This window comes from Collinsella sp. LCP21S3_C7, from assembly GCF_052118485.1.
Classification (GTDB): domain Bacteria; phylum Actinomycetota; class Coriobacteriia; order Coriobacteriales; family Coriobacteriaceae; genus Collinsella.
The window spans coordinates 1-26753 of record NZ_JBQKHC010000012.1; the positions used below are offsets into that span (position 1 = coordinate 1).

At 62.5% G+C, this 26753-nt stretch carries 19 protein-coding genes; 8 read left to right on the forward strand and 11 right to left on the reverse strand.

Annotated elements, in window-relative coordinates:
• Positions 1-73 (forward strand): IS3 family transposase (locus tag ACTQ1E_RS05745; protein ID WP_441015707.1); only part of this gene is annotated, 73 nt, incomplete at its 5' end.
• 206 nt (positions 74-279) lie between these two features.
• On the opposite strand, the gene ACTQ1E_RS05750 is transcribed toward ACTQ1E_RS05745, so the two are convergent.
• The 3 genes from ACTQ1E_RS05750 to ACTQ1E_RS05760 all read right to left on the reverse strand — a co-directional run bounded on the left by ACTQ1E_RS05750 (position 280) and on the right by ACTQ1E_RS05760 (position 7548).
• Positions 280-3906 carry a UvrD-helicase domain-containing protein gene (locus ACTQ1E_RS05750; RefSeq protein WP_441565248.1) on the reverse strand — a complete coding sequence of 1209 codons (3627 nt, stop codon included), beginning with the start codon at positions 3904-3906 and terminating at the stop codon, positions 280-282.
• A gap of 3 nt (positions 3907-3909) precedes the next feature.
• Positions 3910-7008: a PD-(D/E)XK nuclease family protein gene (locus tag ACTQ1E_RS05755; protein WP_441540509.1), complete on the reverse strand. Its 3099-nt coding sequence runs from the start codon at positions 7006-7008 to the stop codon at positions 3910-3912.
• A 240-nt stretch (positions 7009-7248) separates the two neighbouring features.
• Positions 7249-7548 carry a YerC/YecD family TrpR-related protein gene (locus ACTQ1E_RS05760; RefSeq protein ID WP_154515917.1) on the reverse strand — a complete coding sequence of 100 codons (300 nt, stop codon included), beginning with the start codon at positions 7546-7548 and terminating at the stop codon, positions 7249-7251.
• A 326-nt stretch (positions 7549-7874) separates the two neighbouring features.
• Here ACTQ1E_RS05760 and ACTQ1E_RS05765 point away from each other — a divergent pair, with 326 nt between their 5' ends.
• Entirely contained in the window at positions 7875-8240 is a 366-nt protein-coding gene (locus ACTQ1E_RS05765) for a phage holin family protein (protein ID WP_427717799.1), read from the forward strand.
• Positions 8241-8377: 137 nt separating this feature from the next.
• Here the strand turns inward: ACTQ1E_RS05765 and ACTQ1E_RS05770 are convergent, their stop codons facing one another.
• Positions 8378-8806 carry an RrF2 family transcriptional regulator gene (locus ACTQ1E_RS05770; RefSeq protein ID WP_154515923.1) on the reverse strand — a complete coding sequence of 143 codons (429 nt, stop codon included), beginning with the start codon at positions 8804-8806 and terminating at the stop codon, positions 8378-8380.
• A 252-nt stretch (positions 8807-9058) separates the two neighbouring features.
• Between ACTQ1E_RS05770 and cysK the strand changes: the two genes are divergently transcribed.
• Positions 9059-9997: a cysteine synthase A gene (cysK, locus tag ACTQ1E_RS05775; RefSeq protein WP_441054804.1), complete on the forward strand. Its 939-nt coding sequence runs from the start codon at positions 9059-9061 to the stop codon at positions 9995-9997.
• A 58-nt stretch (positions 9998-10055) separates the two neighbouring features.
• Entirely contained in the window at positions 10056-11279 is a 1224-nt protein-coding gene (mnmA, locus tag ACTQ1E_RS05780; protein WP_441565284.1) for a tRNA 2-thiouridine(34) synthase MnmA, read from the forward strand.
• Between the two features lie 8 nt (positions 11280-11287).
• Here the strand turns inward: mnmA and ACTQ1E_RS05785 are convergent, their stop codons facing one another.
• The 4 genes from ACTQ1E_RS05785 to ACTQ1E_RS05800 all read right to left on the reverse strand — a co-directional run bounded on the left by ACTQ1E_RS05785 (position 11288) and on the right by ACTQ1E_RS05800 (position 16196).
• Positions 11288-12661: a hypothetical protein gene (locus tag ACTQ1E_RS05785; RefSeq protein WP_441067517.1), complete on the reverse strand. Its 1374-nt coding sequence runs from the start codon at positions 12659-12661 to the stop codon at positions 11288-11290.
• A gap of 138 nt (positions 12662-12799) precedes the next feature.
• Positions 12800-13819, reverse strand: coding sequence for a M42 family metallopeptidase (locus tag ACTQ1E_RS05790; protein ID WP_117635086.1), 1020 nt, complete (start codon positions 13817-13819; stop codon positions 12800-12802).
• A 264-nt stretch (positions 13820-14083) separates the two neighbouring features.
• Positions 14084-15250: a lactaldehyde reductase gene (fucO, locus tag ACTQ1E_RS05795; protein WP_154515935.1), complete on the reverse strand. Its 1167-nt coding sequence runs from the start codon at positions 15248-15250 to the stop codon at positions 14084-14086.
• Positions 15251-15479: 229 nt separating this feature from the next.
• Positions 15480-16196: a YoaK family protein gene (locus ACTQ1E_RS05800; protein ID WP_154515938.1), complete on the reverse strand. Its 717-nt coding sequence runs from the start codon at positions 16194-16196 to the stop codon at positions 15480-15482.
• 250 nt (positions 16197-16446) lie between these two features.
• Here ACTQ1E_RS05800 and ACTQ1E_RS05805 point away from each other — a divergent pair, with 250 nt between their 5' ends.
• Positions 16447-18591, forward strand: a complete 2145-nt coding sequence (locus tag ACTQ1E_RS05805; RefSeq protein WP_441565250.1) for a YgiQ family radical SAM protein — start codon at positions 16447-16449, stop codon at positions 18589-18591.
• Here the strand turns inward: ACTQ1E_RS05805 and ACTQ1E_RS05810 are convergent.
• From ACTQ1E_RS05810 to ACTQ1E_RS05820, 3 genes are all read right to left on the reverse strand, one after another.
• Positions 18588-19499: a CPBP family glutamic-type intramembrane protease gene (locus ACTQ1E_RS05810; RefSeq protein ID WP_441565252.1), complete on the reverse strand. Its 912-nt coding sequence runs from the start codon at positions 19497-19499 to the stop codon at positions 18588-18590. The two genes, ACTQ1E_RS05805 and ACTQ1E_RS05810, sit on opposite strands and share 4 nt — an antisense overlap.
• Positions 19500-19587: 88 nt before the next feature.
• Complete coding sequence (locus ACTQ1E_RS05815; protein ID WP_117734431.1) at positions 19588-19791, reverse strand: type II toxin-antitoxin system RelB/DinJ family antitoxin; 204 nt, start codon at positions 19789-19791, stop codon at positions 19588-19590.
• Between the two features lie 972 nt (positions 19792-20763).
• Positions 20764-22968, reverse strand: coding sequence for a DEAD/DEAH box helicase (locus ACTQ1E_RS05820; protein WP_441565254.1), 2205 nt, complete (start codon positions 22966-22968; stop codon positions 20764-20766).
• Between the two features lie 643 nt (positions 22969-23611).
• On the opposite strand from ACTQ1E_RS05820, the gene ACTQ1E_RS05825 reads away from it, so the two are divergent.
• From ACTQ1E_RS05825 to ACTQ1E_RS05835, 3 genes are all read left to right on the forward strand, one after another.
• The gene (locus ACTQ1E_RS05825; RefSeq protein WP_441565256.1) at positions 23612-25951 is read left to right on the forward strand and encodes a heavy metal translocating P-type ATPase; all 2340 of its coding nucleotides are present in this window, start codon (positions 23612-23614) and stop codon (positions 25949-25951) included.
• A 147-nt stretch (positions 25952-26098) separates the two neighbouring features.
• Positions 26099-26320, forward strand: coding sequence for a heavy-metal-associated domain-containing protein (locus ACTQ1E_RS05830; RefSeq protein WP_154515953.1), 222 nt, complete (start codon positions 26099-26101; stop codon positions 26318-26320).
• A gap of 51 nt (positions 26321-26371) precedes the next feature.
• Positions 26372-26641: a metal-sensing transcriptional repressor gene (locus tag ACTQ1E_RS05835; RefSeq protein WP_441565258.1), complete on the forward strand. Its 270-nt coding sequence runs from the start codon at positions 26372-26374 to the stop codon at positions 26639-26641.
• The last annotated feature ends 112 nt before the right edge of the window (positions 26642-26753 follow it).

Sequence of the window (26753 nt, forward strand, 5' to 3'; positions counted from 1 at the left end):
CACGAGGAGGCGCCAGGTTAAACTGAAGGGACTGACCCCGGAGGAGTTCCGGAGACAGTCCCTTGCGGCGTAGTTCTTATTTAAGCCGTCCAAGTTTTGGGGTGCAGTTCAAATTTGGGACGGGGCTTTTTTAGCTACCCTTTGGCTGACGGCGAACGAGTCGGGGTCGGAATACATCTCAACCGATGTATGGGGGTAGCTAAAAGAGCCCCGTCCCAAATTAGCTACCCCTGAGCCGCGGTGGAATCGGGAGGGATCCCACCGCACATTATCTGAGGGTTAGAGGTTGTAGGTGACCACCTGGGGCTCGGCGAGCTCGACTAAGACAGCTGGGGCCGTCTGCTCCACGCGGACGAACTTGACGGTCACCGTCTTAAAGCCCGCCTTATGCAGAACATCCGAATAGACGCGCGCCTGCAGGGCGTGCTTCTCGAGCAGCTGGTCGGGTGTCTCATCCGGCGTGCCACCCGTCTTGTAATCGATGACCAGTGCGCGTGACGGATCGGCCGGGTCGGTCGCCAGCGCATCGATGGCGCCCTCGGCATATGCACCGAAGCGGGCAATGTCCTTGTCCTCGCAGCCCAGCGAGAAGAACGGCACTTCGGCACGGACGCACGGCCAGGCAAGAAGCTCGGCACGGACCGACGACCTGAGCCAGCGATTCAGGGCAACGTCAAAACGCTCGCACTGCTCCGGCGTCAGGCACCACAGGCGCGTCAGCGCATCGGCACGCTCAGCGGGCAGCGCATCGGCACCCATCTCGATGAGCCACTGGCAGGCGGCATGGAACGCCGAGCCCAGCGCCATGGGGTTGCCGGCGGGCTCGACAGCAGCCACGTCTGCATCGGCCATCTCCGAGCCATCCGACTCGGCATCGTCGCCTGCCTCGTCCATGGGAACACGCGCCTCGGCGGCACGGTCTTCCGTCTCGGCATGGAGCGCCGCGGCGATCGACGAATAGCTGTACGAATCACGCGCCGGAAACGGACACGTGCCCATGCGCACGCCCGCCGCCTGGGGATATACGAGTTCAAACGAATCGGGCTTGGGGTCGGCAGGACCGGGCACGGTTGAGTGCGCAGCATTATCGGCGACATCGGTATCGCCACGAACGAGCCTGCCCTCGGCATCCAGCGAGGCGTTGGCCTCAAACGCCTGCTCGCCAAAGGTAAAGTCCGAAAGCGAAATGAGCTCGTAGTCGCCCGGCTGGGAGTTGTCGAATACCAGGCGGTCGGCATCGAGCTGCGGCATGTCCAGAGCGTCGGTCGGCAGAATGCGGCGCAGCACGTCGTAGGTCAGATCGGTCTCGACATCGAAGGTCGGCGCCGTCACCTTGCCACGGCTCACGCCGGCATCCATCGCCAAGATCACCAGCTCGCGCGCACGGGTCATGGCAACATAGAGCAAACGGGCCCGCTCCTCGAGCGAAAGTTGCAGGTCGTCGTTGCGCAGGCGGGCAAATGCCTCGGCGGGAGAACCCGTCGCACAGACGTCCTCCATGAGCTCCGGCGGTAGCCACAGCGACGTGCCCTTGCCCTTAAACGCATGCTCAAACTGCTTTTTGACGTCATCGCCCTTTACGAACGTGCCGTCCGCGAGTTTAACGCCGTCGAAGCGTGCCGGCAGCGCCACGACCTGCGCTCCGCCCTCGACACGACCCATCTGTGCCGCACCCGAGGACTTACGCACGCCAAAGCACTCGGCGACCGCCACGACCGGATATTCCAGACCCTTGGAGGCATGAACCGTCATGATGCGCACCGCGCCGTCGCCCTCCTCGTTGAGGGCGCCCGGGGCCTCCTTGCCCGCCAGGAAGCGATCGAAGGCAAGCGCAATGGAGCGCGGCGAGTTACCGAACTCGGCCTCCGCCTCGGCCACGGCATCGAGCGCCTTGAGCACGTTGGCGGCGATGGCCTTGCCCTCGGGGCCGCGCTGCGCCAGGCGCACGAACCAGCCGGAGGCATTGACCGCGTCGCGCGCGATGGCGGCGAACGAATCACGCCCCACGCGACGCAGTGCGTAGCGCAGCACCTCGCGGGCACGCGTCACGAGCGGCAAGCCCTGCAAGCCCGGCACATCGGAATCGCTCATGATGCCCGCATCGATGTTGCGGCGCGACGTCTCGCCCGTCTGATCGTCGAGTTTGGTCGCCAGCGCCAAAAACTCCTGGGCGCCGAGTGCAAACATCGGCGAGGCCAGCAGTGGCATAAGGCCCTGCGCCGTATCGGCCGGATTGGCGAGGGCACAAACCAGAGCGCGCACCGTCTGCACCTCGGCAGCTTGGGCAAAGACCGAGCCGCCCGCGATGACGCAGTCGAGCCCCTGGTCACGGAAGGCCTGTGCGTAGACGTCTGCGTTGGTCATGCGGCCCAGCAGCAGCACCATGCCGCCCTGGGGCTGGCCGGCATCGGCAAGCGCGCGGAATCGCTCCGCGATCGCGCGGGCCTTGGCCTGTGTGCGCTCCTGTGTACTGCCGCCGGCAACAAAGAGGGCCTGGCGGCGCGAGGCATCCGCCACCAGCGTGTCCTTGCGGCCGTCGCTCGCCTCAAGATCCAAAAAGCCCTGCATCAGGCCGCCGTCATCGCCGTCGAAGACGCGGGCCACATAGCGCAGCACCTCGTCGTGGCTGCGGAAGTTGCGCACGAGCTTGACGAGCTCGCCGGCGGGGGCATCGGACGTGGCAACCGTCTCCGACGCCGCCGTCGATTCCACCTTGCGCTCCTGGCGACGGAACACCTCGACCTCGGCGCCGCGGAAGCGATAGATCGACTGCTGCGCATCGCCCACGGTGCACAGCGCGCGCTCCCCCGCACCCGTCAGGTAACGGATCAGGTCGACCTGCATCTGGTCGGTATCCTGGAACTCGTCGATCATGACCATCTTAAAGCGGCCCTCGTACGCAGCACGAATGGCAGGGTAATCGCGCAGGGCCTCGTAGGCCATGCGCAGCAGGTCGTTATTATCGAGGGCGGACTGGGCAGCCTTCAGTGCGCGATACTCGGCCTCTACAGAGCGGGCCAAGCCCACCAGTGCATCGAGCGCGGGGCCACCGCAGGCAAGCACGATATTGATAAATGCATCGGCGGCCTCGGCCTTGAGCAGCTCGACCTGCTCCTTGGGGAACGCCTTGCTCGCGCGCGGCATGGTGCACGACATCATGAGTCGCGCCGCATCGGCCATGGTCTTGCCGCTCGCCTCGAACGCGTCGATGGCATCGAGCGCCGTCTGCGCCTTCTCGGTCGCGGCCTTGCTTGCGCCCAGCGCCGATCGATAGGCATCGGCGAGCGCCGAGGTATCGGCCTGGCCGCGCGCCACGCGCACGTCGTCCATGCCGCCCGGCAGCTGGCTCGAGAGCTCCAGCAGGTCGCGTACCAGGCCCTTGATGGTCGTGCCGGCGCCAAAGGGGCCGCCCTCGCCCGCCATGGGATACCAGGCGTAGAGGGCCTTGAGCGATGCCGCGAGCTCGGGGGCGGCATCGGGTGCCGTCGCGCGGGCCAGCACATGCTCAACAGCCTGGTCCATGAGCTCGTCGGTATCGGTGAGCACCGTGAACTCGGGGTCGATGCCCAACTCCAGCGCGTGTGCGCGCAGGATACGCGAGCACATGCCGTGAATGGTCGAGATCCACGCGTCGTCGACGGTCAGCGCTTCCTCGTCCATGCCCTCGTCGATAAGCGCACGGCGCACGCGATCGCGAATCTCGGCCGCGGCATCCTTGGTAAAGGTAATGGCGAGCACCTGGTCCAGATGCTCGACGAACGGACCGGAATCGGGCGAGAGCGCGTAGACGATGCGGCGCGTGAGGGTAAAGGTCTTGCCCGAACCGGCGCCCGCCGAGACAAACAGCGGACGGTCGAGCGTCTTGACGATCTGCAGCTGTTGCGGCATCAAGGTCGAAAGATCCATGGTCTACACGTCCCTCCTTACAAACGTTCCTTCGTGGTTATACGAGCAGCGGGCATGCGCGGCCTGCGTCGACGCCGGGTCGACAGCAGTGACGTTGCCCGCCTCGAGTTCGCGCAAGCGCTCGGCGATGCCGGCCTCCACGCGATCGAGCAGGGCGTCGAAGTCCATGCTGCCACCCTCGCCGGGGAAACCTTTCTTAAGGCCCGGGATGCGACCGTCGCCACGCTCTTCCTCGAGCAGCTCGGCGCTCGCGGCACCGCGCAACGCCGGCTTGCCGCCCTTGGTCGAAAAATAGAGCGCCGCACGGGTATCCAAATCCAGCGCCCGGCGCATGGCCTGGGCGTAGATGAGCGTTTGGGTATGTGGCGGCAACCAGCGCGGATCGTCGATGGGCGCCGTGCCCGATTCCTCGTCGCGCACCGTAGGGTCGGCGAGCTTAAACTCCTCAACGCCCGTGCGATGCTTGTAGTCAATCACCACAGCGCGATTCTCGGCATCCACATCCACACGGTCGATGCGCCCGCCGAGCGGCCAGCCGGCATACTCGACCTGGAGCTCGTTGAACGCAAACTCCAGGTAGCGCGGAGCGAAGGGGGCAAGCGCCTCGGACTCGTAAGCAAGCACGCCCTCCAGCTGCGGCAGGATCTCGGCCACCTGACGCTCCTCCACCGCAGAGAGCGGTACCAGCGGGCCCTCGTTGCCACGCTTGCCGGCGTGCTCGGCCAAGGTCTCGGCAAAGACCTCGTGCAGCAGCTCCTGCGCACGCGGCAGGTTTTCGGGCGTCACACGCTCCATGCCCTCTTGGGGCAAACGGGCATGCAGATGTTCCAGCACGTCGTGGACAAAGTTGCCCTTCTCCATGTTGCCAAAACCCGCGTCGATAGACTGGGGCTTAACGCGATACGAGACGAACCAGCACAGCGGGCAGGTGGAATAGGCCTCGATCTGCGAGGCAGACGTCAGACGCGGTACAAGCGGCGCGTCCTCGCCCTCGCCGTCCCGACGGCGCAAGACCAGATATGGCACGGCCGCCTCGCTCAAATGCTGAGGAGCCTCGCATGCCACGCGCTCGCGCTTGAGGCCCTTGCCGGCTGCAGGGTCAAAATCACCTACGATATCGCCCTCGCCCACGCATGTCACCTGAGCGGCACCGGTGGCCTCGGCATGCGCCCGCAACTCGGTCCACACGGCAGCCGGATAGCACTCGCGCGCCTGGCGATCGTGCGTCACGCGCGCAAGCGCAACCGGGCCACGTGCCGCCCGCATCGCGTGGCCAAAGCGCACGCGCAACAAGGCCGCAGGCTCAAGCGTCACGCCCTCGCGACCAAGGCTCGCAGCCAACGTGGCCAGCGGTCCTTCCTCGTGTGAGAGCGGATAGCTGTCCAGATCGACATCGGCAAACAGCACGGCATCGTAGCTGCCGGGGCGCAGAGCCGCCACATCGGCAAGCGAGGCAAAGCGAACCTGGGCACGTGGCGCACCGTCAACCTCGTAGGTCTCGTAATCGTAGGCGGTGCTACGCTTGTCCACCTTGGTGCGAATGCCATCGAGCACGGGCACGGTCGCGGCCTGCGACACATCGAGCGCGCGGGCGTCATTCATAAGGATGTCGATGGCGTGGCGCAGCAGGGCCGCCTCCGCTTGGCGACGAGCTTGGCCATCCAGGCTGCCCAGCGAGCGATCGGGCAACGCCTCGGCAACGGCAAGCATGGCCTTGAGCGCCGTCACGGGCTTGTCGCGCCACAGTGCCTGGAACACGTCCGAGACCACACACGGTACGTTCTTAAACCAGTTTTCGTCGCTCGCCGCCTTGCGTGCGCCCCTCACCTGGCCTTGCACGCTCTGCAGCAGGCTCTTAACGCCCGCGGTAGTCTTGCTACGCGAGAGACGCATATTCTTATCGAAGATACGGGCATTGGCTGCATCAGCGCCCGAAAGCGGGCTGTAGATCCAGTCGGCAAGCTCAGGCGCGGGCCACCACTCGGTCTTTGACGCCACACCCTCATCGGCCGCCTTCATGCGCTCGATCAAGCTGGCAAGCGCCGCAAACTGCCTGCCCGCAATGGATTGGGAAAACGCCGTGAATTCAGTTGTCTCGGCAGCGATATGACGAGCCGCCAGACGAGAGGCGAGCTCACCGAACAGCTGGGGTGCCCGGGCAGAAACAACGAGCACGCGTACGGGGTCGGCGGAGAGGCCGGCGGTATCGTCGGCCCCGAAACCCTGGCGCGCTTTTACCAGATCATCAATTGCGTCCGCATAAGCATGAGCGCGGGCGTGGGGGCCCGCGACCTCAATAAAGGCAGGCTGAGCGGTAGCTCCACAAGCGGCATCAGACGCGACGGCGTCCTCCCTCAGCGGCGCGACCTCAAACAGCACACCGCTGGCATCAAATGCCGCGGCAAGTTCCTCGCGCATCGCCGCCTGCTCGCGAGCAAGCAGCACGACGACCTCTCCCCCACTGTTCGCCACAGCAGACAGCAGCTCGAGCAGACCGTGCGTAAACGACGTGACGCCGCGTACACAGACGGCACGGGCGCACGCCGGCAGATTATCGGCCAGAGCGCTGGCCATAATGTCAGCCGCCTCGCAGGGCTCGACCATATCTCGACGGTCCAAACCGCCCGCGTAGGCACGCAAAAGCTCGAACACACGAGCCTCGGCATCGCTTTTTGGCTCAGGCCGGCAATTGTTGCCACGGCATCGCTCGGCAGCTGTCCCCGCCACACCTGGCAGCACATCGCGGGCCATACGCGCAAGCATGCGCACCGTGCCCTGGCTGCGCGAAAGCGGCTGCAGGTCGACATCATCGAGACGCGTGACCATGTCCGAAAACAGCATCTGGCGCTGCAGGTTGTCGACGAAACCGCGCCCGTCGCCCAAAAGCTCCCAAAGCGAGCGAAGCCACGACGCGGGCGTCTTGTAATCGATGCCCAGCGAAACGCCGGCTTCCGCCGCATCATGACGGCACAGGTCGAGCTCGGCAAACGTTGGCGCCAGCAGCACGGCACGCCCGTGGCGGGCAATAAGGTCGGCAAGCAGCGCCGACTCGGCATCGCTCAAATCCGTGCCGGCATTAGTGGTATAGATTCGAACAGGCATGGCCCTCCACTCAAACTGTTCGCAATAATCAATGCATCCATCCTACCCGCCCAAGCGGACACATTGCCACCGCAGCTTCATCTTTTGGCGCTTTGGAGACAAGTCGCTTTGCACCGCATTGGTGCCAAGGGGGCAGACTCGTCCGTTGGTGCAAGCGAACCTGGCCCCTTTGCACCAATTATTCGGCATATAAAAACCGCCCCCGGAGGAGCGGTTTTTCACAATTCGTTTTGCCGCGGCCTATTCGCCATCCTCCAGCTTAATGAGGATCTTGCGGTAGCCACCGTACTCGCCGTTGAGCGCCTTGGATACACGGCTCACCGTGGTGGACGAAGCGCCGGTACGGACCTGAACCTCGACATAGGGCTCGCCCTCGTCCAGGTAGCGCGCGACCTGCAGACGCTGCGATAGATCGCAAATCTCGCGCGGTGTGCAGATATCGGTCAAAAACGCTTGGATATCTTTCTCGTCGTCCAAAAGACTAAATGCGTGGACTAGCTGCTTGACATCAGGCTTGTCAAACATGTTCTCGATATTCATCGATCACCGCCAAACCCGCCAAAAGGCATCGAAGTTGATACTGGCACCGGGCATCGTTCGCCCATTCTATGCAATAGGGCAACGCATGTAGCTTTTGCCCGTAGCAGTTTAGCACACCACCAAACTAAAGTGACAAGACTCTCTGTCAGCGGCGCGTTTTTTAGGACGAACGCCGTTTTGAAACCGAATGCGCACGCAAGCTCCACGAATATCTGAGACAATGGGCGCCCAACGCAGAGGCGCACGCCAAGGCAACCATCCGATTCGCCGCGGCAAACGAGCTTACGCGCCACCAACACGTCACGCGCACCGGAAAGGAACCCACCATGCGCTTCTTGCTCAACTGGCTTTTGACCTCAATCGCTATCGCGATCGCCACGTTCCTCGTCCCCGGCATTCAGCCCTTCGGCATGGCCGACGCCTGGGTCTGCTTTGCCTTTGTGGGACTGTTCCTCAACGTCGTCGACTCGCTCGTCAAGCCGCTCCTGACGGTCATCTCGCTGCCGCTCACCATTATCACGCTGGGTATTTTTCAGCTTGTAGTCAACAGCTTTATGCTCGAGCTTGCCAGCTACCTATCGGTAAATCTGCTGGGTGCGGGCATCTCCATTGCCAGCTTTGGGTCGGCCTTTATGGGTAGCATTTTGGTGTCCATCACTCGAAGCATCTTCGACAGCATCGCCAGGAACTAAAGCAACCGGATACGGACCGCCACAACACGCCAAAACGAAGGCCGTCCATCGCAACGATGGACGGCCTTCGCCTTTGTCAAGCCTCAGAGGACAAGAAAATCTACCATTTCTACCCCGTCCCCAAATGGCTGGTGGGGCTAGATGACGTAGTCGTAGCCCCCGTTGGGGGCGACGAGCGCATCGAGCGTCACACCGTCGAGGTAGTCGTTGATGAGCTTGTCCAGGTTCTTCCACACGTCGAGCGTGGGGCACTCATCAGATCGCGAGCAACCCTTGCAGTCGCCATCCAGGCAGGCGACCGGCGCCAGGCTGCCCTCGGTCAGGCGCAAGATCTCTCCCACCGTGTACTGCTCGGGCGGGCGCGTGAGCACGTAGCCGCCGCCCTTGCCACGCATGCCCGAGAGCATGTTGGCGCGCACGAGCGTAGCCAAGATGTTCTCGAGATATTTCTCGGAAATCCCCTGTCGCGCCGCAATCTCTTTGAGCGGGATGCGACCGGCCGCCTGGTGCTCGGCCAGGTCGACCATAACGCGCAGGGCGTACCTGCCCTTAGTAGAAACCAACATATATAGTGCTGCCTTTCGGTCTTTTAATCCGTTGAAATTCTAGCCGAAAAATTGGCTTTGAAAATACCCATTCCAGTCAAGGTGGTTAATCAGCTCGTAATAATCTCCTATTTCCTATTGCATTACTAGGCTTTAGTGTCTACTATGCTTGCCAACAGCTAAACAAACAACCTATAAGGTTTATGGGTTTAGCTACTAGGCCACCGTAAAACCACACGGTATCCAGTCATTTGAACACTTTGGAGGTTCACCATGAGCAAGGTTTATACGTCCATCGATCAGCTTATCGGCCACACCCCGCTTTTGGAGCTCACTCACTTTGAGGCCGATGAGGACCTTAAGGCCCGCGTGCTCGTCAAATTGGAATACTTCAACCCCGCCGGGTCCGTCAAAGACCGCGTCGCCAAGAACATGATTGACGAGGCCGAGAAGGCCGGCAAGCTCGTGCGCGGCGGCGACTATACCATCATCGAGCCCACGAGCGGCAACACCGGCGTCGGCATCGCCTCGGTGGCGGCGGCTCGCGGCTACAAGGTGATCATCACCATGCCCGAAACCATGTCCGTCGAGCGCCGCAAGCTTATGCAGGCATACGGCGCACAGCTCGTGCTCACCGACGGCTCCAAGGGCATGAAGGGCGCCATCGCCAGGGCCGAGGAGCTGCAGAGGGAGACCCCCAACAGCATCATCGCCGGCCAGTTCGTGAACCCCGCCAACCCCGCCATCCATAAGGCCACGACCGGCCCCGAGATCTGGGACGACACCGACGGCAAGGTCGACATCTTCGTCGCCGGCGTTGGCACCGGCGGCACCGTGACCGGTGTGGGCGAGTTCCTCAAGGAGCAGAACCCCGAGATTCAGGTTGTCGCCGTCGAGCCCGCCACCTCCCCGGTACTCTCCAAGGGCCAGGCCGGTCCGCACAAGATCCAGGGCATCGGCGCCGGCTTTGTGCCCGACGTCCTCGACACCCAGGTCTATGACGAGATCATCCCCGTCGAGAACGACGACGCCTTTGCCACCGGCCGCGCCGTGGGCCACAAGGAGGGCGTGCTCGTGGGCATTTCGTCCGGCGCCGCCGTGTGGGCCGCGCTGCAGCTAGCCAAGCGCCCCGAGAACGAGGGCAAGACCATCGTGGCACTGCTCGCCGATACCGGTGAGCGCTACCTGTCCACGGCACTGTTCCAGGACTAGAGCCTTTTTCCCCATAGGTTGAGCTCAGGGACGAACCTGCCTCCTCTCTCCCGGCGGTCTGAGCCCATCCCGTCAGGGTGTCCCACGAGACGTCCGAACTTGCTACAATGTCTGCGGCGCGGAACCAGCCTCCCGCGCCGCTTTTCTTTTTTGGCCACATGCCACCAAGGAGAACCTCCCCATGCACAATAAGCGCGTGCTCGTCGCCATGAGCGGCGGCGTCGATTCCAGCGTGACTGCCTATCTGCTCAAGTGCCAAGGCTACGAATGCGTCGGTGCCACTATGCGCCTCACCTGCCCTGCGCCCGATCCCGTCACGGGCATGAGCAAGGTCGACCGCGACATCGCCGATGCAAAGGCCGTCGCCGATCGCCTGGGGATACCTCACCATGTGCTCGACCTGCAGCAGGCCTTCGACCGCAACGTTATCGAGCGCTTCGTGACCGCCTACCAGGAGGGGCTGACGCCCAACCCGTGCATCATCTGCAACCGCCATATTAAGTTTGGCGCGCTGCTCGACGCGGCGCTCGATATGGGCTGTGACTACATTGCCACGGGTCACTACGCCAAAACGAGCCAAGCGCCCGATGGCACCTGGCAGCTGCACCGCGGCGAAGACTCCAAGAAGGACCAGAGTTACTTTTTGTATTCGCTCACGCAAGAGCGCCTGGCACGCACAATCTTTCCGCTGGCAGGGTTGGACAAAGAGCGCGACGTGCGCCGCATTGCCGCCGAGCAGGGCTTCATCAACGCCAAGAAGGCCGAGAGCGAGGATATCTGCTTTATCACGGACGGCGACTACGCGGGCTATATCGAGCGCCGCTGCGGGCATGCCGCCGAGCCGGGCGATATTGTATGGCGCGACGGCAGCGTGGTCGGACGCCACGACGGCGCACTGCGCTATACCGTCGGCCAGCGCAAGGGCCTGGGCGTCGCGATGGCGCGCCCCGTGTATGTAACGGGCGTCGATGCCGCCAACAACATTGTGCATCTGGGCGAGGCTGAGGACCTGACGGCGACAGCACTCACGGCTAACGACTGGATTTGGAGCGCCCCTGCCGACCGCATGGAGGCAGAGCTCGCGTCCGGCGACATTCGCGTGGGCACCAAGTACCGCTACCGTCAAAAGGATCAGGCAGCGACCCTTACACGTGGCGCCGACGGACAGATGCTTCTGACCTTTGACGAGCCGCAGCGAGCCATCGCCCCCGGCCAGGCCGTCGTTATCTATCGCGGCGACATCGTCCTGGGCGGCGGCACGGTAACTGCCGCCATCAAGTAGCCGCAGGATTATCGCCGCACGTGTCGAAGCACCTCAACAGCAGCATTCACCTCGATAACGCGACGCTCGAGGCCGCGGCAAATGGACTCGAGCCGGCCCTCCGCTGTGGCCCATTCGCTCTGCGAAAGAATCTCGATCGCCTCATCAACAAATCCGTTGAGCCGCGATGAATCGAACCAATCGAGTGAGTCCGCAAGCGCCAGCTGGACGGAAGGGTCGGGCCCAAACGGCTTAGCAGAAAACCCAAACTCCCCAGCTGCGAGCACGGCAGTTGGTACGTTGTACCACAGGCAGTTGCCGCTATCGAACAGCGGAGCAGGCCTTATCTCCAGGGTGTCGACATTGCGGATGATGCCGAAGTTTCGCCAATGGCGATCGCTGTTGGCCAAAAGGGCATCGCAGACAATCATCTGCGACATAGACCTTCTCACGGCAGCCTCGTCTGCTCCATGCTTACCAAGGAAGCGGCAGTACCGGTCGTATGTCGAGTTTCCCCGCTGGCTACCAAGTGCGCCCTTGACGTAAACAGCCGGAACGTATTCCTCGCGGCCGTCAAGAAAGTCGTCGCACAGACACACAGGGCCATCGAACATTCGCTCAACCGTATAAGGAACAAACTCGCCCTCCGACAACAAGCGACGATGTAGAGCCGTTGCAACCGCCTCGTTAAAGGGACGCTGATCGTCCATGCCGCAACCTTTAGCCAAAACGCGAATGCCGTTTCGGATCACCCACGATTTAGGAAGCTCGCCCTCGGATGTGTTGTCGGGATTTTTAAGACCGATGCCCTCCAGCCAACCCGAACGTCCCTCGGGCGCCGATCGCTCAAAATCATTCTCGAAGTAATTGAGGTTTCGCCATTTGAGCCCGTCGCATTCTGCCGGCCGCAGCCAATAGCAATCCGAAAGCGAGAGGCCCAGGCACTGAACCGGGACCTCGATGCCACTGGCAATTCCCAGTTCACGATAGCGCGAGACGAGTCCGGGGCGAACATCGGGCACCGACCGATGGCTCCACCACACGTTGAGCTCCCGTTTATTCACCGTAGGAGAAGAGCTCGAGCACGTGCCAAACGGCATTCGTTGTGCATCGAGGACCTCCGCGATTTCGAAGGGAAATTCGCGCGACGGATCAAATGAGAGATGCGCGACCTCATGGTCGGCCGACATCAGCGTAAACTTGCGCCCCACATCGGCCGCAGGACGGCGTCCACGTTTGCGGACCTTTTGATAAGCGACCGCGGAATTGTACTCGACCATCTTCCGTCCGCCCACAATATCGCACGCGAGCGTTCCCGATGCGGCAAGTTGAGATATGCGGGCTTTCGTAACGCCCAGCAGGCGGGCAGCATCACCCATAGACAAGTACTCAGACGTATCCATATACCACATCACCTCGTTAAGTAATTTACACGTTTAGTTAATAGATTACATACATCATAATACTAAACTACCCAAAGCGAAAAAAAGCCCGAGAAATCGGGCTTTAGCGATTGGTCAGCCGAGTCGCAAGCTGCTCCCCTAGCGCTGAACGTAGGCGCGAACCAGCTCGTAGGTATTACGCACGCCGTCGATGTGGCTGCGCTCGTAGTTGTGGCTCGCGTACACGCCAGGGCCGATCAGGCCGTGACGGATGTCGTAGCCGGCAGAAAGCGTGGCCTCAACGTCTGAGCCGTAATGCGGGTACACGTCGATGGCGTAATCGAGCTCCAGCTCGCGCGCGATATTGGACAGCGTGGTCACCAGATCGTAGTTGTAGGGGCCGCCCGAATCCTTGGCGCAAATCGACACCATGCGCTCGGTGCAGCCCAGATCGTCACCCACGCAACCCATGTCAACGCTGATCATCTCGCGCGTGTCGGCCGGCACGAAAGCGCCACCGTGGCCGACCTCCTCGTACACCGTAAAGAGCAGTGAAACCTTGCGCGAAAGCGTCACCTCGCCAGCGGCGACGGCACGCGCCAAGCCCAGCAAAATGGAGGCCGACAGCTTGTCGTCCAAGAAGCGGCTCTTAATATAGCCGCTCTCCGTCACCGTGGTGCGCGGGTCCATAGCGATGATGTCGCCCGTCTGAATGCCCAGCTCAAGCACGTCATCCTTGCTGTCGACATTCTCATCGAGCAGGATTTCCATGTTCTTCTCGATGGTCTTGACCGGCTCGTCGGCCACGTGCGCCGAAGGCTCGGTATTGAGGACCACACCCGTGTACACATTGCCATCGCGCGTGTAGACGGTGCAGTTCTCGCCGTCGGCCGTAGACCACTGATGCCCGCCGAGCGTCGTGGGACGCAGGCGACCATTGTCCTTAATGGAGCGCACCATGGCGCCCAGGGTATCGACATGGCTCGCCAACACAAGTGGCTCGCCCTCGCCGCCAAGCTCAACCAGCACGTTGCCCTTATTGGAACGCTCGGGGCCAAAGCCCATATCGCGCAACGTTTCCATTAGATAATCAGTCGCCGCACGGGTATAGCCCGTAGGCGAAGCAATAGAAGTCAGCGCCTTCAACTGGTCAGTAATATAGGAGAGCGTAGAATCCATCTTGGACACCAAAGTCACCCTTTCATATCGAATTAAACCCACAGCAACAATACCACCGCGAACCATCTTTTTACCTAGCGAGACAACCCATCGGGCTTCTCAGAGCAGCGCCCACCACGATAACGAGCCGGCGGGCCCCGCCCGTTAGCCCCAGAATCTTTCCGCAGGACAGAAGGAGGCCCCGCCGCACGTAGTGCGCAGCGGGGCCTCCGACATGTCCGAGGACGATTGTGGGGCTAACGGGCAGGGGACCGCCGAACCATGTTAGGCAGCCGGGCAGATCTTCTTGAAGAGCTCGATGACGTCGTCGAGCGTCGCCTCACGCGGGTTGCCCGGGAAGCAAGCATCGGCCATGGCGTCCTTGGCCAGGACCTCGATCTCGTCAGCCTTCATGGCCTCGCAGACGTGCGGGATGTTCACGTCAGCGGAGAGCTGCTTAACGGCGGCGATAGCGGCGTCGGCAGCCTCATCGGTGCTCATGCCCGTGGTGTCAACGCCCATGGCGACGGCGACCTTGGCCAGGCGCTCGGCGCAAACCGGCTTGTTGAACTCCATGGCAATCGGCAGCAGCATGGCGCAAGCGACGCCGTGCGGGGTGTCGTAGTGGGCGGACAGGGTGTGAGCCATGGCGTGATCGATGCCCAGGCCAACGTTAGAGAAGCCCATGCCGGCGACATACTGACCAAGAGCCATGCCCTCGCGGCCGGAGCCGGGCTGGCCGGACTTGGCCTCGGCAACGGAGTCGCGCAGGTTCTCGCTGATCAGCTTGATGGCCTCAAAGTGGAACATGTCGGAGAGCTCCCAAGCGCCCTTGGTGGTGTAGCCCTCGATGGCGTGGGTCAGAGCGTCCATGCCGGTGGAAGCGGTCAGGCCGGCGGGCATGGAAGCCATCATGTCGGGGTCGACGACGGCGACCTCGGGGGCGTCGTTGGTGTCGACGCACACGAACTTGCGGACCTTCTCGGGGTCGGTGATGACGTAGTTGATGGTCACCTCAGCAGCGGTACCGGCGGTCGTCGGCACGGCGATGGTGAACACGGCGTGGTTCTTAGTGGGAGCAACGCCCTCGAGGCTGCGGACATCGGCGAACTCGGGGTTGTTGATGATGATGCCGATGGCCTTGGCAGTGTCCATAGAGGAGCCGCCACCGACGGTCACGATAGCATCAGCCTCGGCGGCCTTGAAGGCCTCGACGCCGTCCTTGACGTTCTGGATAGTGGGGTTGGGCTTGATCTCGGAGTAGAGGCTCCAAGCGATGCCGGCGGCATCGAGCTCATCGGTCACCTTAGCGGTAACGCCAAACTTGACCAGATCGGGGTCGGAGCAGACGAAAATCTTCTTGTAGCCGCGACGCTGGAGCTCGCCGGGGATCTCCTTGATGGCGCCGGAACCATGATAAGAAATGGTGTTGAGAACGAAACGATTAGCCATTGATAGCCTCCCATCGTGTGCGGGGCACCCATTACGCCCCACGCTATGGCTCCCATCCTAGCGCTTTTGAAGCGAAAAACGCGTGAGAACGTCAGATTATTTAAAGCGTTTTAACAACTGGTATCGCCACCGCCTGACCACTAAACAAAAAAGGGGCGGCCGAGATGACCGCCCCCTCCCCATTATTGATCAGTGTGGCAAGGGGTCAGCCCCTTGCCACATCCTGCCGCTATTTTTGGCAGGCCTCTTTCCAATCTTCGCAGGCGCGCTTCCAGCGAAAACGCAGGTCGCGCTCGCGGTCGATAAACATGATGGCAAACGCCACGAACAGCAGCACGCTCGCCACCGCAATAGCGTGCAGCCCCATGCGCTCAATACACCAGTTTCCCAGCACAGCGCCAAACACAAAGGTAAAGATCACGCCAAAGTACAGCAGGCCGTTTTCCAAAAAGCCGCGCTTGTGGGTGATGATGTAGTCGTCCACGTTTTGCAGCGCATTGCGCAGGTTACCGATGCACATGGTCGTGGCAATGCCGTGACCGTGGATCTTGCGGAAGCTCTCGACCTGCATACCGCAGGCAAACGAGATGAGGCAGTTGGCGAGCAAGTTGTAGCCGCCACCGGGGATAAAGCTCACGCCCAGCAAGATGACGGCTTCAAAGAACACCGTCACCTGGCGCCAGTGAATCACGCTGCCAAACCGTTCGTGTACCAGGTCGGCAAGCATAATGCCCACGGCAAACGACACCACAGGGAAGAAATAGCGCCCCGCGAGCGCCCAATTGCCCTCCGAGATGCTCACGCCCACCAGCAAGATGTTGCCCGTCTGCGCGTTGGCGAAAACATGGTCGCGCCCAATGTACGAATAAACGTCCATAAAGCCACCGGCGAGCGCCAAGATGATGCCCAGCTCAATAGACTCCGATATCTGTTTGGCACGCTGCATCGTCGTGCGCCCTCCTTGTTGACGACCCTCTCGTGCGTTGGCGGAAACATAGCCGCCGTTCATACTGTAACCCATTGACAACATGGCGCGCCCGCGAGACGGACTCCCCAACGCGCAGATACACCGTCTGGAAACAAACGGCGGGCGCGGCATCGACACCCGACACCTCGTGTACTCCACCAGTCTTTTTAGCCCCGTCCCAAAAAGACTGGTTACAATTACGTGCAGCATACAAACACCGGGAGGAATCGTGGCAAAAAAGCCCCAGGACGCTCAGCACAACCAGCACGGCAAGCATGCCCAACGCGGCCAGCAGCAAAAGCGTGGAAGCAAAGCCCAGGGCTCGCGCCCCGCGCATGTCCCGGCAGCGCTTGTCCGCCCCTGGCGCCCGGGCCGCGATAAGTTCCTCCCCGTCAGCCGCGCCGACATGAACGCACGCGGCTGGGACCAGTGCGACTTTGTCTACATCTGCGGCGACGCTTACGTGGACCATCCCAGCTTTGGCATGGCCATCATCAGCCGCGTCCTCGACGCGCACGGCTACAAGGTGGGCATCATCTGCCAACCCGACTGGACCGACCCCGCCAGCATCACCGTGCTCGGCGAGCCGCGCCTGGGCTTTCTCGTCAGCGCCGGCAACATGGACTCCATGGTCAACCACTATTCGGTGACCAAGCACCGCCGCCACACCGACGCCTATACCCCCGGTGGCGAGGAGGGACACCGCCCCAACCGTGCCGTCACGGTCTACGGCAACCTCATCCGCCAGACATTCAAGGACGCCCCCATCATCATCGGCGGCATCGAGGCAAGCCTGCGTCGCTTGGCCCACTACGACTACTGGCAGGACAAGCTCAAGCGCTCGGTACTGCTCGACTCGGGCGCCGACATCCTCATCTACGGCATGGGCGAGCACGCGATTGTCGAGATCGCCGACGCGCTCGACGCGGGACTGCCCGTCGATCAGATCACCTATATCAATGGCACCGTCTACCGCACGGGTTCGCTCGACGAGGTCTACGACTATGACCTGCTGCCCAGCTGGGACGACCTTACCGCCGACAAGCTCAACTACGCGCGCAGCTTTAACGTGCAGCAGCAGAATATGGACCCCATCACCGGACATCGCCTGGTAGAGCCCTACCCCAACAGCATCTATGTGGTGCAGAACCCGCCGTCGGCGACGCTCACCACCGACGAGATGGACGAGGTGGCCGAGCTCCCCTACGCACGCGACTGGCATCCCGATTACGACGCGGCGGGCGGCGTGCCGGCCTTTGCCGAGATCAAGTTTTCGATCAGCTCCAACCGCGGCTGCTTTGGCGAGTGCTCGTTTTGCGCGCTCACCTTCCACCAGGGCCGCGTGCTGCAGATGCGCAGCCACGACTCGATCATGCGCGAGGCCGAGCTGCTCACGCGCGATCCCGAGTTTAAGGGCTATATCAACGACGTGGGCGGGCCGACGGCCAACTTTAGCCGTCCCGCCTGCGACAAGCAGCTCAAGCACGGCGTATGCAAGAACAAGCGATGCCTGTGGCCGAGCGTGTGCAAGAACATGGTGGTCGACGAGAGCGGCTACACGCAGCTGCTGCGCGACCTGCGCCAGCTGCCGGGCGTCAAGAAGGTCTTTGTCCGCAGCGGCATCCGCTTCGACTACACCATGGCCGATGCCTCGGACGAGTTTTTGCGCGAGCTGCTGGAGCACCACGTCTCGGGCCAGCTACGCGTAGCACCCGAGCACGTAAGCGACGCGGTGCTGTCCGTGATGGGCAAACCGAGCCGAGCCGTCTACGACGCATTCTGCCGTAAATTTGAACGCTTGAACCGCGAGTACGGACTCAAGCAGTACGTGGTGCCGTATCTGATCTCGAGCCATCCCGGATCGACGATGAAGGAAGCCGTGGACCTTGCCGAGGCCGTGCGAGACATGGGCTACATGCCCGAGCAGGTGCAGGACTTCTACCCCACGCCGTCCACCATGTCGACGTGCATGTACTACACCGGCGTGGACCCGCGCACCATGGAGCCGATCTATGTGGCGCGCGACCCGCACGAAAAGGCCATGCAGCGCGCACTCATCCAGTATCGCAAGCCCGAGAACTACAAGCTCGTGCGCGAGGCGCTAGAGAAAGCCGGGCGTCGCGATTTGATCGGCTACACCAAGCATTGCCTGATCCGTCCCGTGCCGCCACGCCCGGGCGAGACATCTGCCGGCGGCGGACATGGCACCGGCAAGAAGGGCGGCAAGGGCCACGGTGGCGCTGGCGGCGCTGGAGCCAAGGGACCCAAGGGCAGCAAAGGGCACAGCGGCATGTCGCGCGCGCAGAACACCGCCGGGCGCAACCGCGCAGCTCAGGGGCGTCAGGGTGCCAACGGAGGCGGTCGCCGCAACTAAGGCAGCAATGCGCTCGCTGCGTCCATCCCACACGCGTGGCGCAACGAGCGCATTGCCTCAACGAGGATGACGCCGGCGATGGCAACCGTGATCGCCACGTCGAGCGGCGTGTTCACAAACCACAGCAGGCCCATGAGATACGACCCGGCATTAAAGGCAAAGTGCAGCAGGATCGTGTAGCGGAGCTTTCCGGTCGTCACGAGCACCCAACCAAAGATGAGGCCGGCGGCACCCGCGTAGCAACCCTGCACCCAATTCATGTGCATAAAACCAAAGATTGCCGCCTGCAGCACAATCGCCGCGGCGACACCCCACGTGCTTGGGGCCGCCCAGGGCACTATGGCGCCGTCTTGCGCACTCGCACGACGCCGGCGCTTCCAGAGCGGACGGCACTGGGGATTAAACGCACGCAGCGAAAACTCAAAGATAACACCGCGCACCAGGAGCTCTTCGCAAAACGGCGCGCCGAGCACCGTGGTCAGGACGGCAAGAGGACTGGTATCGCCCATGCCCGTTTCCTCGACAAGCTCGCTGTAGTCGGCCGCGGCATCGGGCAACAGCGACAGCACGGCGTCGGTCACGTAGCTAACGACCACCTGCAGGGCAAGACCGATCACGATAACGCAGGCGATGCGTTTCCACGCCCCACGCGCTCCCCCGCCGAGCGGATGCTCGCTTTGCGAACGCGCCATAAACGAGCGCGGCCACAGATAACGCCACCACAGCAGCGCCATCAAAAACGACGCCGTCTGAGCGGCGGCTTGGAACCATTGAATATCGAGATTGTCAATCGTATAGCCCGTCAGCACCGACACGGCATCGAGAACAGAAAACAGAACCACGCTCAGGGCTATATCGGCAGCAACAACGCCAAAACAGGCGAGCGCCCACGCTATCGCATTGAGCATGCCAACCTCCTCAAAACCCGGTACTTGGGGACGTTCCTTAACTGCCGGCAGAAAATGAACGTCCCCAAGTACCGGCAGTTTGGGACAGTCATTGTTGATGAGAATCGGGTGCAGTGCCAAAGGCCCCGTTGGGCGAGATGTCGAACGGGAAGGTGCCACAGCGATTGAACGCGGCGATAAACATGCGGATGGCGTTGGACGGCGTGGTGCCCACGAGCTGGGTTGCCGCCGCGAAGGCCGCCTTTTCCTCGGGTAAGACCTTCGCGACAACCGGGGTCATGTGTTCTGCCATGGCGCTTCCTTTTTGAAACAACGGTAGTGCGGATAGATGCGGGCCACGCGGCTGGGCGACGGGCTGTGAAGGCAACCCGATTGGCCCGCATCTGGAGTTTGTTTCTGCGGCGTTGGTATTACTTGGTATTTCTAAGTTATACCCGGCAGATAGAATACCACACCCGGTCCCATGGGGACGGAGAAAAGACGGATTATTATGTTGCTGGGTTAGTATTTAGAGCGTGATGATGTCCGAGATATCGAGGGCCTAAGCGTCGGCGTATGGCGCGCCCAGGCTGGGTATCCGACGCATGGCGCCCTATTGTCTTGCATAATTTCGCTTGCGTCATGCATAAAAAGACGGGGGTGCCCCTTCTCGTCCAAACGTACCCCCGCTTGGACCGTGCAAAAACCGGAGTTTTCAGCATCGCGGCCCCCGCAGGCGGTGCCGCGAATCGTGGACGCCGCGCGATTGGCGTCGTTTTGGGGCACGGCGCGACTCGAAACGCGCGTTATCGCCGCGCCGGACGCCGTCAGCCAACCCAAATCGCCTGCCGAAGGATCCTGCTGGCTCAAATAGACGCTTCCGGCGCGTATGCAGTCACCCCGGCTTGCTGAAAACTCCCAAAAATGTACGGCGCGCCCCGGGGGACCCGTGCGCGCCACGAAAAACACGCCCGCATCCAAAAGAATGCGAGCGCGAAAGCCGGATGTCGGCAAGGGCGCCAGGCAGCGGGCGAAATCCCTGGCGTGTCCGCCCGGGCACCGCGGCCGCCGCGCGTCAGCAGAAAACCTCATGCCCTGCGTCGATGTCGGCCCCCGCGTACGCGAATCTCCAACTAGATCGATAGCCCGTATCTCTTGCCGCGACCGTCTCCGCGCGTTTCCACGAAGAAGACTCGCCCCAACTAATACTGAGCCCACTAAAAGGGCCCCGAGCATAGTCTGCTCGAGGCCCAAACTCGTGTCGCCTTACCGCGCGACGCGTATGTTACTTGCGCTTGCCGCCGCCGTCACCGGGGCGACGGGAGCTGCCGCCGCGCTTGCCGCCACGGCTGTTGCCATAGCTGCCACGGTTATCGCGACCGCCGGCACGGCCACCACGGGAGCCGGCCTGGTTGCTGCCACGTCCGCCGCGATAGCCGCCGCGACGCTCTTCGCGGGTATCGTCGTAGTTGCGCCAATCATCGCGACGATCGCGGCTGGCACGCGGATCGCGACGATCGCGCGACTCGCCAGAACGGCCGGCGCCACTGCGGCCGCCATTGCCGCGAGCATCCTCGCGACGTTCACCGCCGCGGCCGCCGCGCTCTTCAAAGCGCTTGCCGCCACGGGACTCACCGCCGCGGCCGCCGCGCTCGTCATCGCGACCGGAACGACGACGGTCGCCCGCGCCGCGCTTGCCGCCGCGCGAGCCACGGCCCTCTTCCTCGCGCTCAACACGGCGTCGACCACCGCGGTCCTCGTCCTCGCGGCGACGGCGATGTGCCTCGCCCTGGAACTGCTTGGCACGGCGCTCGGCACGGTTGCCGCGCGGGGCCGGCTCGACGGCACCAGCACCGCCGCGCTCCTCGGCAGCCACCTCGCGGGCCACACTCTCCACGGCCTCGTCCACGCGAGCCTGAACGCCCTCGCGCACGCGGGTCTTGCCGCCGCGCTTGGGACGGCTCGGGCGCTCGCTGTCGCCGCGACGCTCATCGCGACCACGGTTGGAACGACCGGCCACATCGCCGTAATCGTCGCCGTTGCGCTTGCCGTCGCGACGCGCCTGCTCAAGCTTCTTCTTGCTCTTGGACTTACCGCGCTTGGTCTTCTTCTTCACCTTAAAGGCCGCAGGGTCGCGCTCGGAATCAACCGCGGGCGGATTGGGGCCCACGTGCAAGTCGCCGGCCTCGTAGATGTCGGCAGTCTTGTCCATGAGTTTCTCGATCTCGTAGAACTCATCCACGTCCTGCTCGGTCACAAACGTGATGGCCCAGCCCAGCTCGCCGGCGCGGCCCGTACGGCCAATACGGTGGATGTAGTCGGTCGGCTCGGCCGGCACGTCAAAGTTCACGACGTAGCGCACGTCGCTGATGTCGATGCCGCGGGCGAGCACGTCGGTTGCCACCAGCACGTCGACGGTACCGTCGCGGAAGGCCGAAAGTGCGCGTTCGCGCTGGGCCTGGCTGCGGTTGCCATGGATCGCGGCAGCCTTGATGCCCTTGCGCTCCAGACGACGGCAGCAGCTGTCGGCACGGTGCTTGGTGCGCATAAAGACGATGGTGCGCTCCGGGCCTTCCTTCTTGAGGAACTCGGGCAGCAGGTTGTTCTTGGCCTCGATGGACACCGGAAACACAAACTGGTCGACGGTGTCGGCGGTCGATGTGGCGGGCGCGATCTCCACGCGGGCCGGGTCGCTCACTAGGTCGGTGATCTCGCCCACGGCCTCCTCGTCGAGGGTCGCCGAGAACAGCAGCGTCTGGCGCTCGGCCGGCGTCTCGCGCACAATACGGCGAACGGCGGGCAAAAAGCCCATGTCGAGCATGCGGTCGGCTTCGTCGAGCACCAGCACCTTGACCTCGTCCAGGTGGCATGCACCCTGCTCGATCAGATCGACCAGACGGCCCGGCGTTGCGACCAGGATGTCGCAGCCGTACTTGAGGGCAGCGGTCTGCGGCTTGTAGCTCACGCCGCCCACAACGGTCACGGCAACATGGCCGGTGACGTCGGCGATCTTGCTCGCGACCTCGTCGATTTGCTGGGCGAGCTCGCGCGTAGGGGTGATGACGAGCATCACGGGGCCGCGGCCGTTGCCCTCGGGCTTTTTAGCACCGCGACGACGGTTACGGCCGCCGCGCTCGCGCACAGGTTTGGGAGGAGCGATGTGCTCCAGATTGTTCATGGTCGGCAGCAAAAAGGCGGCCGTCTTGCCGGTGCCGGTCTGAGCGGCGGCAAGCAGGTCGCGGCCCTCGAGCACCACGGGGATCGAGCCGGCCTGCACGGGCGTCGGCGCCGTGTAACCCAGGTTCTCGATGGCACGAAGTATCTCGTCCGAAAGACCCAGCTCGTCAAAGGCGGGCAGGTTCTCGGTAGCGGACTCGACGGTCTCGGCGGCGCTGGCCTCGTCGGCCGCATCGAAGGCAGCCTGGGCCATGGCCTCGCGGGTCTCGTCCAGGATCTCGGCGTCGGTGACGTCGGATACAGAATTACGCATATGTTGTTGTTCCTTATCTGCACGCGCAAGGGGCACGGCATGCGGCCGCGCGGGCGTGCTTGGTAGTGCGCTAGTACATACAAAAACGGGTGCGCACAGAGAGGACGTTGCTCAGCACGCTGGCGATCGCTTTGGCAGCCATATCACGCGCCGTCCAGACGCAGCAGCTCTAAGCGATGGAGCAGATTCGCCGCCGGTTAGTATACCCGTACTCCGTATGCCCCCACGTAAACCACAGATGACGAGGCGGACGGGATGGGTCTGGGCCAATTGTCTCAATCTGTAACAGTTACGAGGCAAAACCTGGTCTACACGTTACGAATCGAGACAAACCAAAACCTCGTAAAACAACATCTCGATCTGTAACAGATAGAGGTCATTTTCCCTGCCAGATGTTACAGATCGAGATGTTAAGCAACCGCCGAATTGTTTGTCTCAATCTGTAACAGTAACTCGGCAAAAACGGAACTAGATGTTACAGATTGAGACGAAAGGCGAGGATGGTGCGCTAACTTGGCAGTCGACCCCCGTATCGGAATGTCATACATTTCAACTTTTGCCATACACCCCCAGGGGGTATGGGTGTATAGTATCGGCATGTTAACAATTCCAACACCAAACCAAACTACAGAAAGGAGAGGCCATGGCTCAAGATAAGTTCGACGTAGGCGGCATGACATGCGCCGCCTGCCAGGCGCACGTGGACCGTGCCGTGAGCAAGCTCGACGGCGTCCAAAGCGTCGCGGTCAACCTGCTCGCCGGTTCCATGATGGTCGACTACGACCCCGCGCAGGTCTCCCCCGACGATATCTGCACCGCTGTCGATCGCGCGGGTTACTCGGCCTCGCCCGTCAGTACGGGCACCGAAGCCGCCCCAAACGGCAGCGCGCAAGTCAGGTCTGGCGCCGCCCATATGGAGTCGCCCACCAAAAAGCTGGAGGCCGCCGCCTCTGCCATGCGCACCCGCCTCATCGTCTCAATCATCTTTCTCATTCCGCTGTTCTACATAGGCATGGGACACATGCTCGGCTGGCCGCTGCCCAGCGTCTTCACCGACCACACCCACAGCATGACGCTGGCGCTCACCGAGCTCGTCCTGCTCATCCCCATCGTCTACGTCAACGACGCGTACTTTATCAACGGCTTCAAATCACTCGTGCACGGCGCGCCCACCATGGACGCCCTCATCGCCGTCGGTGCCACCGCGTCGATCGCCTGGTCGCTCTACGCTATGTTCATCATGGCCGACCAGCTGGCCGCAGGTCAGGTCCACGAGGCTATGATGACGGGCATGGACAACCTGTACTTTGAGAGCGCCGGCACCATCCTGTCGCTCGTCACCGTGGGCAAATATCTCGAGACGCGCAGCAAGTCCAAGACCGGCGGCGCCATCGAGGCGCTCATCGATCTGGCGCCTAAAACCGCGACCGTCGTTGCCGACGACGGCAGCGAAACCACCGTCGACGTCGATAGCATCCTTCCCGGCCAGGTCCTGCGCGTGCACCCCGGCGAGTCAATCCCCGTCGACGGCGTGGTGCTCGAGGGTAGCTCGGCCGTGGACGAGAGTGCGCTCACCGGCGAGTCAATCCCCGTGGAAAAGACCGCCGGCGACACCGTCAACGCCGCCACCGTCAACCGCACCGGCTCGTTTACCTTCCGCGCCACGCGGGTTGGTGCCGAGACATCACTCGCCAAGATCATCCAGCTCGTCGAGGACGCCAACGCCACCAAGGCGCCCATCGCCCGCATGGCCGACAAGGTCGCCGGCGTGTTCGTGCCCGTGGTGTTCGTGATCTCGGCCGTGACCTTTGCGGTGTGGATGGCACTGACCGGCAGCATAAACGAGGCACTTACCTCCGCCGTGGCCGTGCTGGTGATCAGTTGTCCCTGCGCGCTCGGCCTAGCCACGCCCGTCGCCATTATGGTAGGCACCGGCAAGGGCGCCGAGATGGGTATTCTGTTTAAGAGCGCCGAGGTGCTGGAGAACCTGCGCGGCGTGGGTACCGTGGTGCTCGATAAGACGGGTACGGTCACCCGCGGCAAACCTGCCGTGACCGATATCGTGGTAGCCACGCGCGCCGACGGCTCGCCCGCCATGAGTGAAAAGGCGTTACTGAAGCTCGCTGCCGCGCTGGAGCGCTCGAGCGAGCATCCGCTGGCCGAGGCGATTATGACCGAGTGCGAGGCGCGCGGAATCGTGGCGCGCATGGTCGAGGACTTTGCCGCCGTGCCTGGACGAGGCGTTACGGCGCGCGAGGGACAAAACGCCATCGCTGCCGGTAACGTGCGTCTGATGAGCGAGCTGGGCGCGGAGGTGCCCGCCGGTCTTGCGGAGCGATTTGCCGCCGAGGGCAAGACACCGTTGTTCTTTGCCAAGAACGGCGAGCTTGTCGGCACCATTGCCGTAGCTGACGAGGTCAAGGAGACGAGCGCCGAGGCCATCGCTGCGATGCGTTCGCTCGGCGTCGACGTGCACATGCTCACCGGCGACAACCGCGTCACGGCCGAAGCAATCGCCCGCCGCGTAGGACTGAGCAGCAAGCAGGTCATTGCCGACGTGCTTCCCGCCGACAAGGAACGCCACGTGCGCGAACTGCAAGATGCGGGCGGCAAGGTCGCCATGGTGGGCGACGGCATCAACGACTCCCCTGCCCTGGCGCGCGCCGACGTGGGCCTTGCTATCGGCACCGGCGCCGACATCGCCAAGGAAGGGGCAGATGTGGTACTCATGCGCAGCGACCTCATGGACGTCGCCCGCGCTATCGAGCTTTCGCGCGCCACGATTCGCAACATCAAGCAAGACCTGTTCTGGGCGCTGTTCTACAACGGCATCGGCATTCCGCTCGCTGCGGGCGTGTTCTTCCCCCTCACCGGCTGGCAGCTCTCGCCGATGTTTGGCGCCGCGGCGATGAGCCTGTCGAGCGTGTGCGTCGTGTCCAATGCCCTGCGCCTGAAATCCTTTAAGCCTAAAGTGGCAAAATAGGCTCACCATTAAATCCATTTAGAACGGGTTTTCCAGGTGCCCGAGATTGACCTGAAAGAGGAGCGACGCGTACTTTGGTACGCGAGCGACGGCTTGAAGGTCAAGGTCGGGTGCCTGGGAAAGCCGACATAACAGAGAGGAATACCCATGCGTTACACAATTAAGACTTCCGGCCTTATGTGTGGCCACTGCGACGCTACTGTCGAGACGGCACTGCTCAACGTTGCCGGCGTGACCGACGCCGATGCCGATCACGAGACTCAGACGGTACAGGTGGAGTGCGCCGACACCGTGGCCGCTGAGCAGCTCGCTGCCGCCGTCGAGAGCGCCGGCGAGAAGTTCCACGCCCTGTCCGTGACCGCAGCCTAGCTGCTACCAGAAGCATTCGACCCCATCGACCAGAAACGAGGACCCGCCATGATGGCAGACCACAAATCGGTAAACCGTATGCTCAAGACGGCGCGCGGCCAGATCGACGGCATCCTGCGGATGGTCGAGGAGGACCGCTACTGCGTCGATATTTCCACGCAGCTCATGGCCACACAGGCACTCCTCGCGCGCATTAACGCCGACGTGCTCAAGGCGCATATCGAGGGCTGCGTGACTTCGGCAATCGAATCGGGCGACGAAGACCTCAAAGCCGTGAAGCTCGCCGAGATCGAACGCGTCGTCGACAAGCTCTCTAAGTAATCGGCGCATTGGGGACAGACCACTTTGCACCGTCTTGATGTTCCGAGGACAGGTATGTTTGCACCACATTGGTGCAGATTAACCTGTCCCCCTTGCTCTAAATCGGGTATAA

Excerpts from the sequence above, each read along its gene's own strand:
- fucO (WP_154515935.1), bottom strand. The coding sequence starts at position 15,250 with ATGGCTAATCGTTTCGTTCTCAACACCATTTCTTATCATGGTTCCGGC.
- ACTQ1E_RS05830 (WP_154515953.1), top strand. The coding sequence starts at position 26,099 with ATGCGTTACACAATTAAGACTTCCGGCCTTATGTGTGGCCACTGCGAC.
- ACTQ1E_RS05810 (WP_441565252.1), bottom strand. The coding sequence starts at position 19,499 with ATGCTCAATGCGATAGCGTGGGCGCTCGCCTGTTTTGGCGTTGTTGCT.
- ACTQ1E_RS05750 (WP_441565248.1), bottom strand. The coding sequence starts at position 3,906 with ATGGATCTTTCGACCTTGATGCCGCAACAGCTGCAGATCGTCAAGACG.
- ACTQ1E_RS05790 (WP_117635086.1), bottom strand. The coding sequence starts at position 13,819 with ATGGATTCTACGCTCTCCTATATTACTGACCAGTTGAAGGCGCTGACT.
- ACTQ1E_RS05800 (WP_154515938.1), bottom strand. The coding sequence starts at position 16,196 with ATGCAGCGTGCCAAACAGATATCGGAGTCTATTGAGCTGGGCATCATC.
- ACTQ1E_RS05770 (WP_154515923.1), bottom strand. The coding sequence starts at position 8,806 with ATGTTGGTTTCTACTAAGGGCAGGTACGCCCTGCGCGTTATGGTCGAC.
- ACTQ1E_RS05765 (WP_427717799.1), top strand. The coding sequence starts at position 7,875 with ATGCGCTTCTTGCTCAACTGGCTTTTGACCTCAATCGCTATCGCGATC.
- ACTQ1E_RS05760 (WP_154515917.1), bottom strand. The coding sequence starts at position 7,548 with ATGAATATCGAGAACATGTTTGACAAGCCTGATGTCAAGCAGCTAGTC.
- ACTQ1E_RS05820 (WP_441565254.1), bottom strand. The coding sequence starts at position 22,968 with ATGCGTAATTCTGTATCCGACGTCACCGACGCCGAGATCCTGGACGAG.
- ACTQ1E_RS05825 (WP_441565256.1), top strand. The coding sequence starts at position 23,612 with ATGGCTCAAGATAAGTTCGACGTAGGCGGCATGACATGCGCCGCCTGC.
- ACTQ1E_RS05755 (WP_441540509.1), bottom strand. The coding sequence starts at position 7,008 with ATGCCTGTTCGAATCTATACCACTAATGCCGGCACGGATTTGAGCGAT.
- cysK (WP_441054804.1), top strand. The coding sequence starts at position 9,059 with ATGAGCAAGGTTTATACGTCCATCGATCAGCTTATCGGCCACACCCCG.
- ACTQ1E_RS05835 (WP_441565258.1), top strand. The coding sequence starts at position 26,372 with ATGGCAGACCACAAATCGGTAAACCGTATGCTCAAGACGGCGCGCGGC.
- ACTQ1E_RS05785 (WP_441067517.1), bottom strand. The coding sequence starts at position 12,661 with ATGGATACGTCTGAGTACTTGTCTATGGGTGATGCTGCCCGCCTGCTG.
- ACTQ1E_RS05815 (WP_117734431.1), bottom strand. The coding sequence starts at position 19,791 with ATGGCAGAACACATGACCCCGGTTGTCGCGAAGGTCTTACCCGAGGAA.